Raw genomic sequence first — 14,281 nt, forward strand, 5'->3', positions numbered from 1 at the left:
ACCGACATGGAATACGAAGTAAAGGATTTACCGGCGGTGCGCGTGGCGTACCTGCGCTACAAGGGCCCGTTCGGCCAGGCCGTGGGCGATTTCTGGAAGGAAGTGTTCACGCCGTGGCAGAAGTCCAGGAACCTGGTGGGCAAAGTGACCTATGGCGTGGCGCAGGACGACCCGGGCACCACGCCGGCCAATGAATGCCGCTACGACGCCTGCGTCGAAGTCTCGGCCGACTATCCGATCGCCGCGCCGGCCAAGGAAGCGACGATCGCCGCGGGCCGCTACGCGGTGGCCGGCTTCGAAGGCCGGGGCGACCAGATCCCGGCGGCGTGGGGCGAATTCTTCGCCCAGATCCAGGCCGCCGGCATCTTCCGCCCGGCGCTCTGCTTCGAACGCTACCCGGCCGACTACGAAATGGACCCGGCCACCGGCATCTTCAAAGCCGAGCTCTGCATCCCCGTCAAATAACCCCGGTGTCCGAATGTCGGCACTGACACCACCTTTTCTGACATTTCAAGGGGTCCAGCCGCCGCCCATGGCGCGGTAGAGGTCCACCGACGCGACCAGGATGCGCGTCTTCAATTGCAGGCGTCCGACGTCCGCGTTGTACAGCGTGCGCTGGGCGTCCAGCTCTTCCAGGTAGGAGGCGTAGCCGTTGCGATAACGGTTGTGCGCGATGCGCAGCGTTTCTGCCGCCGTGGCGCGGCGCGCGTCGTTCTGTACCGCCTGCTCTCTCAACCGCGATATCGCTCCGAGGCTGTTGTCGGTCTCGGCGAAGGCTGCGCGTACCGCGTTTTCGTAAGCGAAGATCAGCTGGTCGCGCTGCGCGGCGACGCTGTCGGTCTGGTATTGCACCCGGTCGCCTTCAAACACCGGGGCCGTCACCGCGCCCGTCAACCGCCATAGCGCCGTCGGCGCGTTCAGGAAATCATGCCACTTCAGATTCTGCACGCCGCCCACCGCCGTCAGCTTGAACGATGGCAGCAGTTGGTCGCGCGTGGCCCGCAAGTTGGCGTTGACCGCGACCAGATTGTATTCCGCGCGCGCGATGTCCGGCCGGCGCCGCAGCAGTTCGGAGGGCAGGCCTTCCGGCACCGCAGGCGGATCCAGGTGCGCCAGTTCCGCGCCGCGCGCGATCGGGCCGGGATTGCCGCCGGTGAGTATCGATAGCGCGTTCTCCTGCTCGAAGATCGAGCGCTTCAGCTGCGGCACCTGTTCCGCCGTGGTCTGGTATTCCGCCTGCGCCTGCAGCCACTCCAGCCGCGAGCTGTAGCCGACGTCGAACTGCTTCTTCGCCAGATCCTGCGATTCCTGGCGCAGCTTGAGCGTGGCCTCGGTCAGCGCCAGTTGCGCATCCAGCCCGCGCAGATTCAGGTACCCCGATGCGACGGTCGCCGCGATCGACAGCGCCGCCGCATCGGCATTGGCCTGCTCCGCCTGATAGGTCGCCGTGGCCGCATCGGTCAACGCCGCCAGCCGGCCCCACACATCGACCTCGTAGCTGGCCTGGAATTCGGCCTGGTAGACATTGGTCACATACGGCACGCCGTTGTATGCCAGCTGGCGCGTGCGCGTCGGCGCGCTGTCGACAAACACGTTCGGCTTCTGCGCCGCCGCCGTCACGCCGACCAGCGCGCGGTACTGCGCCACGCGCGCGCGGGCGATGCGCAGGTCGCCGTTGTGCTCCAGCGCCTTGCCCACCAGCGCCGTCAGCGCAGGATCGCCGAAGGCTTGCCACCATTGCTGCTCGACGGCGCCCCCCTGCGCCGGGCCGGCGGTGGTGCGCCATGCCGCCGGCGTCTGCAAGGTCGATGCGGGCGGCGGCGGCACCGTCGCGGCGCAGCCGGCCAGCGCCAGCGCCGCGGCCAGGCGCGTCAACACGGCCCGGCATGTCATGGCTTGGCTCCCGCCGGCTTGGCCGCAGGAGCAACCGCCGTCGCCGGCGCGCTGTCCGCGTCATTCAACACCGCCGAAGTATCGATGCTGACGATCACCGACATCCCCGGCGCCAGCCGCCGCGCCTTGGCCTGGCCCTGATCGATCCGTATCCGCACCGGGATGCGCTGCGCGATCTTGACGTAGTTGCCGGTCGCATTGTCGGCCGGCAGCACACTGAATTCCGAACCGGTGGCCGGCGAAATCCGCTCCACCTGCCCGGTCAGCGTCGCGCCGTCCAGCGCATCGACCTTGAAGGTGGCGCTCTGCCCCACCTGCACATTGTTCATCTGGGTCTCTTTCAGGTTGGCGATCACCCACAGCTGGCGCGGCACCAATCCCATCAACTGCGCGCCGGTGTTCACGTAGGCGCCCTTGCGCACCGTGACCTGCCCCAGCTGCCCGTCTTCCGGCGCGGTGATGCGCGTGTTGTCCAGATCCACCTTGGCCGCCTTCAACGCCGCCGCCGCATTCGCCACCGCCGCCTCCAGCGACAGCTTGTTGACCGTCACCGTCTGCACCTGCTGTTTCGCGATATCCAGGCTGGCGCGCGCCTGCGACACCGCCGCCGCCGTCTGCGCCTTGGCGGCCTTCGACGAATCCTGCTCGCGCAAGGACAGCGAACCGTCCGCCGCCAGCGAATTGACGCGGCTCAGATCCGCCAGCGCCTTGGCGGCCTGCGCCTCGGCGTTGGCCAGCGCGGCCTGGTTCAGCAGCACGCCCGCTTCCGCCGTGCGGCGCGCCTGCGCCCAGTTCTCCAGCGCCGCCTGCTGCGCCGCCAGTTGCGCCTGCGCCTGCTCGTAGCGCTGCTGGTAGATGCGGTCGTCGATCAGCGCCAGCAAGTCGCCCTGCTTCACCAGCTGGAAATCCTGCACCTTGACGTCGACCACATAGCCTGGCAGCTGCGTGCCGATCAAGGTCACCTGTCCGCGCACCAGCGCGTTCTCGGTCGAGACGATGGCGCTGCTGAACGGCGGCAGCCGCCACGCATACAGCACGATCAGCACGCCTATCAAGGCCACCGCCGAAAACGCGATCGCCGACATGACCTGCCCCCGCCGGTCCGGCGCCGGCGCGGTCGGCGCCGCTGCCGCCACGGCTGCTGCTGCGGCGGCAGCGGCGACTGCGGCCACGCGGTTGTCGGAAGAAGTCTTATCGTCTGGGGTATTGTTATCCATGTGGTTCAGCGCGATCCGGAGTTATTGAGGGAGACATTGGCCATGCCGGTCTGCGCATTGTGCGCGGGCTTGGGCTGGCAGACAACACACAAATCCCACAGGTAGCGCGCCAGCATCCACGCCAGCGTCAGCAAGGCCACCAGGGTGATCATCAGGAACACATCGTTGTAGGCGAGGATGTTGGCCTCGCGCGTGGCGACCGCCCCCAGGTTGCCCAGGCCGCCCGACTGGATGCGCGCCGCCACCTGCGGATACAGCGCGCTCAGGTTATCGACCAGGATGCTCGAATGGTACTTCTCGCGCACCACCTGGAAGGTGCCCACCAGCGCCGTGCCGATCAGGCTCCCCAGCGTCTGCGTGATGCTGAACATGACCGAGAAGCTGACCAGGTTGTTCGGCGCCGCGATCACCGCGCCGAAGCCCGAGACAAAGGTCGGCCCGATGAAGAAGGCGCCGCCGAAGCCCAGTAGGAACTGGCTCAGGTAAAGGTCCGATGGCCGCGTCAGATTGGTCGCATCCGAATCCATGTAGGCGCCGATCGCCATCACCGCCAGCGAGAACATCAGCTGCGCCGGAATCCGCGCCGGCGTGATCGTCAGCGCGCTGACCGTCATGCCGGCGATGGCGCCCAGCATCACGACCCACCACAAGATCATCATCTGGTCGTTCTGCAGGCCCAGCGCCTGCAGGAAGCCCACCGTGCCGCTGGCCTCCGACTGCACCACGCGGATCAGCAGCACCGACATGGCCAGCCGCGCGATGTTGGCGTTGGTGAGCCAGCGCGTGTTGAGCAGCGGCCGCGCGCGGTTATGCTCGATCAGCAGCGCGCCGGCGATCAGCACGATGGCGCCGGCCAGGCTGTAGCCCAGCCAGCGCGACTCCAGCCACCACACGGTGCGGCCCAGCGCCAGCACCGCCGACAGCAGCGCCACGCCCGGCGCGAACAGCGCGAACGTCAGGAAGTCCATTTTCTCGAAAGCCTTGACGCGGTCGCCCGGCGGCAGCTTGAGGAACAGCACGCAGGCCAGCGACACCAGCGCCAGCCCCAGCTCGAAGAAGTACAGGCCGCGCCATTCGCCGAACTCCATCAGCTCGGACGAGAACAGCCGCGCCATCGGCACCGCCAGCTGCGAGAAGCCGATGCCGAACACCACCGCCTTGAGCCGGTGCTGCGCCGGAAACGCCTGCAGCGTGTAGTACAAGCCGAGCGTGGTCAGCGCCGCGCCGCTCATGCCGTGCGCCGCGCGCACCGCGATGGCCGAGGCCAGGCCGTGCACGAACAAGTGGGCCACGGTGGCCACCGCATACAGTACCAGGAAGAGTTCCGTGAACAGCCGCAAACCGTACTGCTGGCGGAACTTGACCAGCAGCAGATTCATGGAGACGTTGGCCATCACATAGGCGGCCGGCAGCCATTGGATCTCGGCCGAGTACACGCCGAGCGAGCCTTGCAGATACGGCAGGTTGACCGACACCAGCGCGTTACCCAGGCCGCCGGTGATGGCGACGATGAAGCCGACCACCAGGTAGGCGATGCGGCGCTCGGCCGTGTGCAGCGGCGTGGACGGGGAGCCCGGCAAGGTGGGGCGTTCATGCGGCAGCCAAACCTGGGGGGCGTACACGTCCATCTTCAGCCTGTCCTGTAAAACAATGGTATAGCGAGCATACCACTCCGCACGGCAGAGTTAAATACTTTAAGGACTGGCCTAAGGAGGGGGGCGGCGCCGCGCCCCGGGATGGTTGTTACTTGCCGCTGCGCGCGCTCAGCAGCTTGGAGATGCCGTAGCCTGCGGCGGCGGCGATCAGCACCGAGATGGCGGGACTGGCGCGCACATGGCTGCGGCCCGATTCGGCCAGCTTGTTATAGCTTTGCGCCACTTGCTTGCCGCGCGCGACCAGGCGGTCGGACGTGGTTTCCACGGTGTCGGCGACCTTGTCGACGCCGGTGTGGGCGCTGGCGGCCAGGCGGTCGGCGGCCGGCGGCACCTTGTCGGCGACCTTGTCGATCGCCGCGTGCGCGTCGGCGCGCAGGTCCTTGCCGATCTGGGTGACGCCGTCGCGGGTAGTGTTGAGTTTGCTGTCGATGCTGTTTTCCATGATGGTTCCTCTCGTGTGTTGGTAAGAACTGCCAGCACGACGATAGGCCCATCAGCCGTACCTGACCGTGCGGAAACTAACAAAGCGCCGCTATGTGAACTGGCACACGGACGGGAGCGGCGTACAGGAGGATGCTGTGCTCGTTACAATACAGTTTCTGGAGAGCGGCATGTTTCCCATTTCATCGACCGCGCTGTCGGCGCCGCAGTTTCCTGTCGTTACGCCCACCAGCGAAACCGCGCCGGTCGACAGCGCGACCGTGACTGCCGTGGGCTCCGCCCTCGACGCCCCGGCGCCCGCCTCCGTGACGATAGACTTGTCCCCCGTGGCGAGTTTCCTGCTGACAGTGTCCCAGTCGCAGCAGCAACTGACACAGTTGCAAACCGCTATAGCCAACGGCGCCAATCCACAGGAGACCGCCGACCGCGCGGCCACCTTGAATGAAGCCACGCAAAATGTGGTGAACGCGTTCAACCTGCTGCCCGGCGTGGATTTCAACCAGGCTCAACAGCAAAACACGACGCTGCTCAACAACCTGGTGCAAAGCCTGACGCAACAGACCGCCACCGACAACGCCACCACCCCGCAGCAGAATCTTGCGCGGATCGGCCTGACCTTGCAGCCGCCGCTGCTGTCCGATGCGACCGGCGGGCTGTCGCTGGACAACGAGGTGCTGCGGGCCGCCTTCAACACCGATGACCAGGGCACCACGTCGACGCTGCAAAACACGCTCGACACCTTCAGCACACTGGCGACGCGGTTTGCCGAGCAGCTCAGCGCCGCCGGCAGCGCCAACCTGCCTGCGCTCGGCAGTGCGCAGCAATTCGCGTTGACGCCGGCCGATCTCGCCGCCAACGCCCGGCTGGACCTGGCGCGCGCGGAGATCGAGACGCTGGCCCAGCTGCCGCTGCCGGCCACCGGCGCCGACCGGCTGGCGCAGCAGCGCGCGGCGCTGGAACAGCCGGCCGGCACGCAGAGCCCTTCGACGCCCTCGCCTATCGTCAATCCGCTGCAGGCCTCCACCGCCGACGTCATCGCCGCGCGGAATGCCGAGGCGGCGCAGGCCGGCAATGCGGCGAATACGCCATCGGCACAGGCAACCCAGGCCACGCCGACGGCGCAGGCGCAACAGGCCGCGCAGGCCGGCGGCGAGACGCAGGCGACGGACGAGGCCCAGAACGCCGGCGCCGCGCAATCGACCGCCGACGCCGCGCGCGCCACGGCGGCGGCACAGGCGGCGCGGCAGGAATCGGCATCCGGCTTGGGCGCGGCGACGGCGGCCAGCACGCAAGCGGCGTCGCAGGCCGCAGTCGCGCAGAACGCCGCCGCCACCGCAGCGGCCAACCAGTCCAACGCCAACCAGGCGCAAAGCGTCGCGGCCAGCGTGACCGCCGCCAGTGCCGCCGCCGCCGCCGCATCGGCGCAAGCGCAAGCGGCCCAGAGCGCGGCCGACGCACTGGCCGCGCAAAACGCCGCCGCCAACGCGGCGCTGGCGCAGGCGCGCGCCGCGCAGGCCAGCGCCGCCACGCCGGAGGCGGCCAACGCCGCAGCCGCCGTCGTCGCGCAACAGGCCAGCGCCGCGCAGGCTACCGCCAACAACCTGGCCGCCGCCAACGCCGCCGCCGCGAATGCGGCGCAACAGGCGATAGCAGCGGCCAACGCCGCCCAGCAGGCTGCGGCAGCCCAGCAGGCCGCCGCCGCTCAAAATGCGGCGGCGCAGAGTGCCACCGCCCAGGCCTCCGCCGCCCAGAATACCGCCACGCAGAACGCCGCCGAGCAGACCGCTGCTGCGCAAGCCGCCGCCGCCCAGGCGGCCGCGCGGGCACCGACCGATCCGTTGCGCGCCAACCCGGCACTGGCCGCCGCCATCGCCGCCTACAACATTAACGATCCGGCCATCCTGGGCGCCAACGCCCGCGCCGCCCAGACGGCGGCCGGCGGCATCCCCAGGGTAGCCGCGGTCGGCGCGGCGGCCCGTGCCCGTGGCATCGGCAACGGTCCGTAAAGACAACAACCAGTTCGGTTTTTGTCAACATGGTTCTGGATTTCTGCAATAATCGGGACCATGTTCACATTCAAGCCGCTGCTGCCACGATGGACTATGCCGGGCATCCTGCTCGCGCTGGTGCTATGCGGCGCGTCGGCGCCGCATGCGGCTGCCGGGCCACAGACAATACCGCTGCTGGTCGGCGACACGCTCGACGAGCAAGGCAAGCCCCGTCCCGTCACCGGCGCCAAGCGCAAACTGTTCGATGCGCTGGAGCGCGAGCTGGGCGTGGCGTTCGAGCTGCGCATGTATCCCTGGGCGCGCGCCGAGCGCTATGCACTGGAGGGCGGCGGCTTGATTTACGGCCTGCCGAAAACCGCCGACCGCCTGCGCGCGCTGCGCTATTCCGAGGCGGCCTCCCACCGCACCCTATGGCTGGTGACCCGCAGCGACGCCACCTTCGACTTCAATACGCTGGAAGACCTGCGCGGCAAGACGCTGGGCATCGTGCGCGGCTACAGCTACGGCGAGGAATTCGACAACGCGCGCGGCAAGCTGTTTCGCACCGAAGACGACATCTCCTCGCGCGGCACCCGACTCACCCGCCTGATGCTCAAGCGGGTCGACGCCATCCTGCTGTTCCAGCCCAGCACCCAGAGCGCCAAGGACGTGGAGGCTGAAATCGCCGCCTTCATGGCGCCGCGCCTGCGCGCCATCGGCGCCGCCGCCAACGCCGGCTACAGCGTGCTGCCCAAGCCGGTGGCCAACGACACCCACCAGTTTTTCGCCATCGCCCGTGGCAGGGACGACGGCATCATCGACCGCATCAACGCCGCGCTGGCCCGCATCCAGCAGCGGCCACCGAATTTAATTCTGAACGGCGCCCGTTTGGAGGGCCAAGTCGCACGATAATATTTTGCGTTTTTGGCGATAATCACGGCATCCGCATCGTAATCACAGCAACCATCCCTATCAGGAGACCGCATGAAATTGAAGCATACCGCCGCCGCCCTGGCGCTGCTGGCCGCCGCCGGCGCCCACGCGCAGGACACCGTCGTCAAAATCGGCCATAGCGGCCCGCTGTCCGGCGCCCAGGCGTTTTCCGGCAAGGACAACGAAAACGGCGCCCGCCTGGCGGTGGAGGAGCTCAACGCCAAGCCGATCACCGTGGCCGGCAAGAAGCTGAAATTCGAACTGCTGTCCGAGGACGACCAGGGCGATCCGAAGGCCGGCGTCGCCGCCGCCCAGAAGCTGGTCGATGCCGGCGTCAAATACGTGGTCGGCCCGTACAACTCGGGCGTGGCGATTCCCGCCTCGCGCGCCTACAACGACGCCGGCGCGCTGGTGGCCACCGTCGCCACCAATCCGAAGATCACGCAGCAGGGCTACAAGGGCCTGTTCCGCGTCAACGCCAGCGACTCCCAGCTGGGCTCCAAGATGGCGCTGTACGCGGCCCACGAGCTGAAGCTGAAAAACGTCGCCGTGATCGACGACCGCACGGCCTTCGGCCAGGGCGTGGCGGAAGAATTCAAGAAGCAGGCCAAGGCCGCCGGCATGACCGTGGCCGGCCACGAGTTCACCAACGACAAGGCGTTCGACTTCACCTCCATCCTGACCAAGCTGAAAACCAAGAAGGTCGAAGCGATCTTCTTCGGCGGCTATGCGCCGCAGGCGGCGCCGATGGTGCGCCAGATGAAGCAGCTGGGCATCACCGCCAAGCTGCTGGGCGGCGACACCATCTGCACCGCTGAAATGGGCAAGCTGGGCGGCGACGCCGTGGGCGACAACGTCCTCTGCTCGCAGGGCGGCGGCATCCTGGAGAAAGCCTCCAGCGGCCCGGCCTTCAAGGCCAAGTTCAAGGCGCGCTACAAGCAGGAGCCGGACGTCTACGCGGCCGCTTACTACGATGCCACCATGCTGTACGCGCAGGCGATGCAGAAGGCGAATTCGATCGATGCGCAGAAGGTGCAAGCGGTCATCGGCGCCGGTTCCTACCAGGGCGTGGCGGGCACCTACGCGTTCGACGCGCGCGGCGACATGAAGCAATCGCCGGTGACCATCTTCACCTTCAAGGCCGGCCAGCCGGTTCCGCTGACCAGCTATTAAGTAGCGAAATAAGACTGTCGAAGGCTTGCCGGGCGCCCCGGCAAGCGTCCTCGATCTGCGGCGCCGTGGTCACGGCGCCGCGCAAGGCGGCGATGAACTGCTGCCAGCGCGGACCGGGAGAACCCTCGCCGCGCAGATAGTCCAGCGGATGCGGCGCCAGCCGCTCCGCCAGGCGCTTGTACAGCACCGCGCCCCCCAGCTGCGATCCCTCGATCACATACGACACGCCCCAGCGGTAAGCCTCGCTGGCCTGACCGGGCCAATCGGTATCGGCCGCCTGCGCGGGCGCCGGCATGCCGGCCAGCGCCGGATGCGCCAGGTCGGCGCGCAGCAGGCTGAGATAATCGCGCCGCGCCGGTTCGGACTGCGGGCCGTGGCCGTCAAGCCAGCGCTGTACCGGCGCCAGCCACGCCTCCAGCAGGCGCAGATGATCGTGATAGGCGCGCAGGTCCGGCGCCGCTGCCGCTAGCGGCGTGCGCGTGTCCAATTCGGCATGCTGTCGCGCGGTGGCCTGCCTCAATGCCGTCAATACATCCAAAACGGTTCCCAGATTCAAGTATGTATGCCGATTTTACACATACGTGCGCTAGCGCGCGCACGGCAGGCATCCGTGCGCTCCACATCAAACTCGCTCGGTTAGAATTTTATCGACTATAGCTACCGAGAGCCTATGAACGAAACCCAATCACAAAAGTGTTCCGTCCTGCTGATCGACGATGAAGCGATGGCCGAAGACCTGATCGGCTATCACATGACGCGCCAGCCCGGCATCCGGCTGCGCTATGACAGCCGCGCGGAACAGGCCGTGGCTCTGTGCCAGGAGAGCGATGCCACCGTGGTGCTGGTCGACCTGCGCATGCCCGGCGCCGACGGCTTCGACGTGATCCGCATGCTGCGCGCGGATCCGCATACCGAGCACGTGCCCATCGTCCTGCTGTCGTCCGAAGACGACGCCGACATCAAGGCGCAGGCCTTCGGCCTGGGGGCCAACGACTACCTGGTCAAGTGGCCCGAAGCGCGCGAGCTGGAAGCGCGGATCCGTTATCACAGTGCGGCCTACCTGACGCTGCAGCAGCGCGACGCCGCCTTCCGCGAACTGCGCGCGCGCGAGGAGGAACTGCGCGTCAGCCAGGCGGCCCTGCACCAGGCCCAGAAGATGGAAGCGATCGGCCAGCTGACCGGCGGCGTCGCGCATGACTTCAACAACGTGCTGCAGATCATCAGCGGCAACCTGCACCTGCTGCAACTGGTGGGCGACGTCAACGCGCAAGGCAAGGCGCGCATCGAGAACGCGCTCAACGGCGTCGAGCGCGGCGCGCGGCTGGCGGCGCACCTGCTGGCGTTCGCGCGCCGCCAGCCGCTGCAAAGCGCGGTGGTCAACCTGACGCCGGTGCTGGCCGACATGGACGACATGCTGCGCCGTGTGCTCGGCCCGCGCGCCAGTGTGGAAACCGATATCGCGCCGCAGCTGTGGAACACCGATGTCGACACCAGTGGCCTGAACAACGTCATTCTCAACCTGGCCATCAACGCCCGCGATGCCATGAACGGCGACGGCACGCTGACCATCCGCGCCCGCAACCTGGTGGCCGGCTCGCCGCAGCTGGGTCACATCGGCGACGGCACCTGTGACTATGTGCTGATCGAAATCGCCGACACCGGCGCCGGTATGCCGGAGGACGTGATGCTGCGCGCCTTCGAACCCTTCTTCACCACCAAGCCGACCGGCCAGGGCACGGGGCTGGGACTGAGCATGGCCTACGGCTTCGTCAAGCAGTCCGGCGGCGAGATCGCGCTGAAGAGCAAGGTGGGCGAAGGCACCTGCGTGCAGATCTACCTGCGCCGCAGCCAGGCGCCGGCAGCGGCGGAAGCGCCGACGCCGACGCCGGCCCTGACCGGCGGCGTGGAAACCATCCTGGTGGTGGAAGACGAGGAAGCGGTGCGCACCGCGACCGTCGACCTGCTGTCGGCGCTGGGCTACCAAGTGCTCTGCAGCGCCAATGCGGAACACGCCACGCATCTGATCGAGGGCGGCGTCGAGATCGACCTGCTGTTCACCGACGTCATCATGCCGGGCCGCGTCAGCAGCCTGGAATTGAGCGAGCTGGTACGCCGCAAACAGCCGAACGCGAAGATCCTGTTCACCTCCGGCTACGCGGAGGGCGTGCTGTCGCACGACGGCAAGCTGCCGCTGGGCGTGCACCTGCTGCAGAAACCCTATACCCCGGAGGTCCTGTGCGCGCACATCCGTCACCTGCTGCGCCAAGGCAGCGCCGCTAGCGTGGCTTGATGTAGCGCTGCGATCCCGGCGGCGGCTCGTTGAGCACCGCCCAGAAGATCCCCAGGTCGGCGATGGCCCGCACGAACTCCGTGAAATCGACCGGCTTGACCACATAGGCGTTGACGCCCAGTTCATAGCTGCGTATCAGGTCCTGCTCTTCCTTCGAAGAGGTCAGCATCACCACCGGAATGCTCTTCAGCGCGGGATTGCCGCGGATCTCGGCCAGCACCTCCATGCCGTCCACCTTGGGCAGCTTCAGGTCCAGCAGCACCACGGCCGGATTGCCCTGCTCGCGGCTGGCGTATGGGCCGCGCGCGTGCAGGTAGTCCAGCGCGTCGGCGCCGTCGCGCACGACCACCACCTCGTTGGCCAGCTGGCTGCGTTCCAGCGCGATCAGCGTCAGCTCCAGATCGTTGGGATTGTCTTCCACCAGCAGGATGGGCTTTAACATGGTCGTGCCTTAAGCGGTATCGGTTGGATCGGGGATGGAAAACGAGAAGGTCGCGCCCTCGCCCAGCGTGGAATCGGCCCACACTCGGCCGCCATGGCGCTCGACGATGCGGCGCACATTGGCCAGGCCGATGCCGGTGCCCTGGAAATCCTCCATCCGGTGCAGGCGCTGGAATACGCCGAACAGCTTGTGCGCATACTCCATGTTGAAGCCGACGCCGTTGTCGGCGATGTGGAACACGGTCTCGCCGTCCAGCCGCTCGCTGCTGACGCGGATCACCGCCGGCTCGCTCTGCGCGGTGAACTTGGCCGCGTTCGACAGCAGGTTGTACAGCGCCAGTTGCAGGAAGGCTGGATCGGCGGTCACCTGCGGCAGCGGCTCCACGCGCCAGTCGATGCGGCGCGCGGCCAGGTCCGGCCCCAGCTTGTCGATGCAGCCGCGCACCAGGTCGTCCATGCGGATGCGGATAGGCCGCAGCGCCGCCCGTCCCATCTGCGAAAAACTCAACAGGTCGTCCACCAGTTTTCCGGCCAGCCGCGCCGAGTCCTTGATGTTGGCCAGGAAGCGCTGGCGCCGTTCCGGGTTGTCGCTGCCGGCGACTTCCATCAGCAGGTCGGAAAAGCCGACGATGTGGCGCAGCGGCGCGCGCAGGTCGTGCGACACCGAATACGAAAACGCCTCCAGCTCCTTGTTGGCACGGCCCAGCTCCTCGGCCAGGTCGGCCATCTGCTCGGCGCGCTCCAGCGCGATGCCCAGCAGCGCGGTGCGGAACTCCAGCGCCAGTTCCAGCTCGCCCTCATGCCACGGCGCGCTGGCGCCGTGGATGGTCTCGCGCCAGATATGGAAGCTGGTGCGCGGGCTCAGTTGCGCCGCGGGAGATTGCCGCTTGCCATCCGGGCGTCCGGCCCAGTCGATGGTGTACACGTGCTCGGGGCGGAACCACAGCAGGTAGTGCTGGTGGATGCGCGAGATCGGCATCGCCAGCAGGCCGCTGGCGCAGGCGGTAAACGCTTCGGCCGGCGCATAGCGCTCGCTCAGGCAGGCACTATGGAACAGATCGTCGCGGACGTTGGCGCTCAGCCAGTCCACCAGCGCGCGGACCTGTTCCTCGTCGGGCGTGTAGCCGAAAGTGGTCAGGCGATCGTCCACCACGATGGCGACGCCGCCGGCGCGCGCAAAGCGCAGCAGCTCGGGCAGCACGCTGCGCAGGTTCTCGATGAAGTCCGCGCCCTGCGTCAACCCGCCCAGCAGGCCGACCATCACCCTCCTCACTTCGAGCCGGAACTGCAGCTCGTCGGCGTCGGTGCGGCTCTTGATGTGCAGCGCCAGGATCTGGCCCAGCTGCTCGCACACGGTGCGCTGGTGGAAGCCGACCAGGCGCGGTTCGGCGTCATGGCAGGAGATCAGTCCCCACAGCTTGCCCTTGACGATCAGCGACACCGACATCGAGGCCATCGTGCCCATGTTGCGCATGTATTGCAGGTGCACCGGCGAGACGCTGCGCAGCGCCGCGAACGACAAGTCGTTGGCCTTGCCGCTGAGCGGGTTCTCGGGCGGCACCAGCCGCGCCGGCGTGTAGTTGGCGTCCTGGATCAGGCGGATGCGGTTCAGCACATACAGCTCGCGCGCCTGGCGCGGAATGTCGCTGGCCGGGAAGCGCTGTCCGAGATAGCTGTCGTAGCCATCGGCCAGGCATTCGGCCAGCACGCTGCCGTGGCCCTCCTCGTCGAAGCTGTAGACCAGCACCCGGCCAAAGCCGGTCAGCGCGCGGATCTCGTCGGCGGCCAGCTGGCTCAGCTCGACGATGGAATCGGCTTCGCTGATCTTGTTGAGGAAATCGCCGACCAGCGGATAGAGCTGCTGCACGTCGGCCGCCTGACCGCCGCGCACCGGCTCGAACTCCAGCATCAACAGGGCGTCGTAGGCATGGGCCAGTACGTCGAAGGATGCGCCTTCCAGGTGGACGGTGGCGATATAGGCCGGACGCTCGCGCAACTGGCCGCCGCGCAGTCCAGCCGCCAGCGCGGCGGCCGCGCGGTCGCCGATGATGTCGGCCAGCGGGCGGCCGAGCGACTGCTCCGGCGAAACACCGGTGAACTGCGCCAGATTGTCGCTGACCTGCACCACGTCCATTTGCGGATCAAGCGCGAGCAGGAAGCCGTGCGGCTGGATGCTGCCGGGCGTGCGTATCGGCTCGCTGTCGCAGGTCGCTATTTCTTCGGCTATGCTGGCCTGTGGCATGGTTGGCA

The 14,281-nt window shown here is 67.5% G+C and carries 12 protein-coding genes; 5 read left to right on the top strand and 7 right to left on the bottom strand.

What is annotated here, in order from left to right:
- Window positions 1-6: 6 nt before the first annotated feature.
- On the top strand, window positions 7-465 hold the full coding sequence (locus ACEN9F_RS12930) for an AraC family transcriptional regulator (protein WP_413420422.1): 459 nt from the start codon (window positions 7-9) through the stop codon (window positions 463-465).
- 45 nt (window positions 466-510) lie between these two features.
- On the opposite strand, the gene ACEN9F_RS12935 is transcribed toward ACEN9F_RS12930, so the two are convergent.
- From ACEN9F_RS12935 to ACEN9F_RS12950, 4 genes are all read right to left on the bottom strand, one after another.
- Window positions 511-1,893, bottom strand: a complete 1,383-nt coding sequence (locus tag ACEN9F_RS12935; RefSeq protein WP_413420423.1) for an efflux transporter outer membrane subunit — start codon at window positions 1,891-1,893, stop codon at window positions 511-513.
- Window positions 1,890-3,110 (bottom strand): HlyD family secretion protein, encoded by a 1,221-nt coding sequence (locus tag ACEN9F_RS12940; protein WP_413420424.1) that lies wholly within the window; start codon window positions 3,108-3,110, stop codon window positions 1,890-1,892. The genes ACEN9F_RS12935 and ACEN9F_RS12940 overlap by 4 nt, the downstream gene beginning before the upstream one ends.
- A gap of 5 nt (window positions 3,111-3,115) precedes the next feature.
- Window positions 3,116-4,738, bottom strand: coding sequence for an MFS transporter (locus tag ACEN9F_RS12945; protein WP_413420425.1), 1,623 nt, complete (start codon window positions 4,736-4,738; stop codon window positions 3,116-3,118).
- Between the two features lie 115 nt (window positions 4,739-4,853).
- Window positions 4,854-5,207: a hypothetical protein gene (locus tag ACEN9F_RS12950; protein ID WP_413420426.1), complete on the bottom strand. Its 354-nt coding sequence runs from the start codon at window positions 5,205-5,207 to the stop codon at window positions 4,854-4,856.
- Between the two features lie 169 nt (window positions 5,208-5,376).
- Between ACEN9F_RS12950 and ACEN9F_RS12955 the strand changes: the two genes are divergently transcribed.
- The 3 genes from ACEN9F_RS12955 to ACEN9F_RS12965 all read left to right on the top strand — a co-directional run bounded on the left by ACEN9F_RS12955 (window position 5,377) and on the right by ACEN9F_RS12965 (window position 9,300).
- Window positions 5,377-7,212 carry a hypothetical protein gene (locus ACEN9F_RS12955; RefSeq protein WP_413420427.1) on the top strand — a complete coding sequence of 612 codons (1,836 nt, stop codon included), beginning with the start codon at window positions 5,377-5,379 and terminating at the stop codon, window positions 7,210-7,212.
- A gap of 60 nt (window positions 7,213-7,272) precedes the next feature.
- Window positions 7,273-8,106, top strand: a complete 834-nt coding sequence (locus ACEN9F_RS12960) for a substrate-binding periplasmic protein (protein WP_413420428.1) — start codon at window positions 7,273-7,275, stop codon at window positions 8,104-8,106.
- 72 nt (window positions 8,107-8,178) lie between these two features.
- A complete protein-coding gene (locus ACEN9F_RS12965; protein ID WP_413420429.1) occupies window positions 8,179-9,300 on the top strand; it encodes a branched-chain amino acid ABC transporter substrate-binding protein in 1,122 nt (373 codons plus the stop codon).
- On the opposite strand, the gene ACEN9F_RS12970 is transcribed toward ACEN9F_RS12965, so the two are convergent.
- Window positions 9,263-9,829: a biliverdin-producing heme oxygenase gene (locus ACEN9F_RS12970; protein WP_413420430.1), complete on the bottom strand. Its 567-nt coding sequence runs from the start codon at window positions 9,827-9,829 to the stop codon at window positions 9,263-9,265. The two genes, ACEN9F_RS12965 and ACEN9F_RS12970, sit on opposite strands and share 38 nt — an antisense overlap.
- Before the next feature lie 141 nt (window positions 9,830-9,970).
- Here ACEN9F_RS12970 and ACEN9F_RS12975 point away from each other — a divergent pair, with 141 nt between their 5' ends.
- On the top strand, window positions 9,971-11,590 hold the full coding sequence (locus ACEN9F_RS12975) for a response regulator (protein WP_413420431.1): 1,620 nt from the start codon (window positions 9,971-9,973) through the stop codon (window positions 11,588-11,590).
- Here ACEN9F_RS12975 and ACEN9F_RS12980 read toward each other — a convergent pair.
- Both ACEN9F_RS12980 and ACEN9F_RS12985 read right to left on the bottom strand, forming a co-directional pair.
- Window positions 11,577-12,032, bottom strand: a complete 456-nt coding sequence (locus ACEN9F_RS12980; protein WP_413420432.1) for a response regulator — start codon at window positions 12,030-12,032, stop codon at window positions 11,577-11,579. The genes ACEN9F_RS12975 and ACEN9F_RS12980 overlap by 14 nt on opposite strands.
- Before the next feature lie 9 nt (window positions 12,033-12,041).
- Window positions 12,042-14,273 carry an ATP-binding protein gene (locus ACEN9F_RS12985; RefSeq protein WP_413420433.1) on the bottom strand — a complete coding sequence of 744 codons (2,232 nt, stop codon included), beginning with the start codon at window positions 14,271-14,273 and terminating at the stop codon, window positions 12,042-12,044.
- Between the last annotated feature and the right edge of the window lie 8 nt (window positions 14,274-14,281).

The organism is Duganella sp. CT11-25 (assembly GCF_047302815.1).
Classification (GTDB): domain Bacteria; phylum Pseudomonadota; class Gammaproteobacteria; order Burkholderiales; family Burkholderiaceae_D; genus Rugamonas.

What these genes read in the sequence shown, in the direction of transcription:
- ACEN9F_RS12985 (WP_413420433.1), bottom strand. Translation starts at nt 14,273, where the DNA reads ATGCCACAGGCCAGCATAGCCGAAGAAATAGCGACCTGCGACAGCGAG.
- ACEN9F_RS12930 (WP_413420422.1), top strand. Translation starts at nt 7, where the DNA reads ATGGAATACGAAGTAAAGGATTTACCGGCGGTGCGCGTGGCGTACCTG.
- ACEN9F_RS12975 (WP_413420431.1), top strand. Translation starts at nt 9,971, where the DNA reads ATGAACGAAACCCAATCACAAAAGTGTTCCGTCCTGCTGATCGACGAT.
- ACEN9F_RS12945 (WP_413420425.1), bottom strand. Translation starts at nt 4,738, where the DNA reads ATGGACGTGTACGCCCCCCAGGTTTGGCTGCCGCATGAACGCCCCACC.
- ACEN9F_RS12940 (WP_413420424.1), bottom strand. Translation starts at nt 3,110, where the DNA reads ATGGATAACAATACCCCAGACGATAAGACTTCTTCCGACAACCGCGTG.
- ACEN9F_RS12935 (WP_413420423.1), bottom strand. Translation starts at nt 1,893, where the DNA reads ATGACATGCCGGGCCGTGTTGACGCGCCTGGCCGCGGCGCTGGCGCTG.
- ACEN9F_RS12955 (WP_413420427.1), top strand. Translation starts at nt 5,377, where the DNA reads ATGTTTCCCATTTCATCGACCGCGCTGTCGGCGCCGCAGTTTCCTGTC.
- ACEN9F_RS12960 (WP_413420428.1), top strand. Translation starts at nt 7,273, where the DNA reads ATGTTCACATTCAAGCCGCTGCTGCCACGATGGACTATGCCGGGCATC.
- ACEN9F_RS12950 (WP_413420426.1), bottom strand. Translation starts at nt 5,207, where the DNA reads ATGGAAAACAGCATCGACAGCAAACTCAACACTACCCGCGACGGCGTC.
- ACEN9F_RS12980 (WP_413420432.1), bottom strand. Translation starts at nt 12,032, where the DNA reads ATGTTAAAGCCCATCCTGCTGGTGGAAGACAATCCCAACGATCTGGAG.
- ACEN9F_RS12965 (WP_413420429.1), top strand. Translation starts at nt 8,179, where the DNA reads ATGAAATTGAAGCATACCGCCGCCGCCCTGGCGCTGCTGGCCGCCGCC.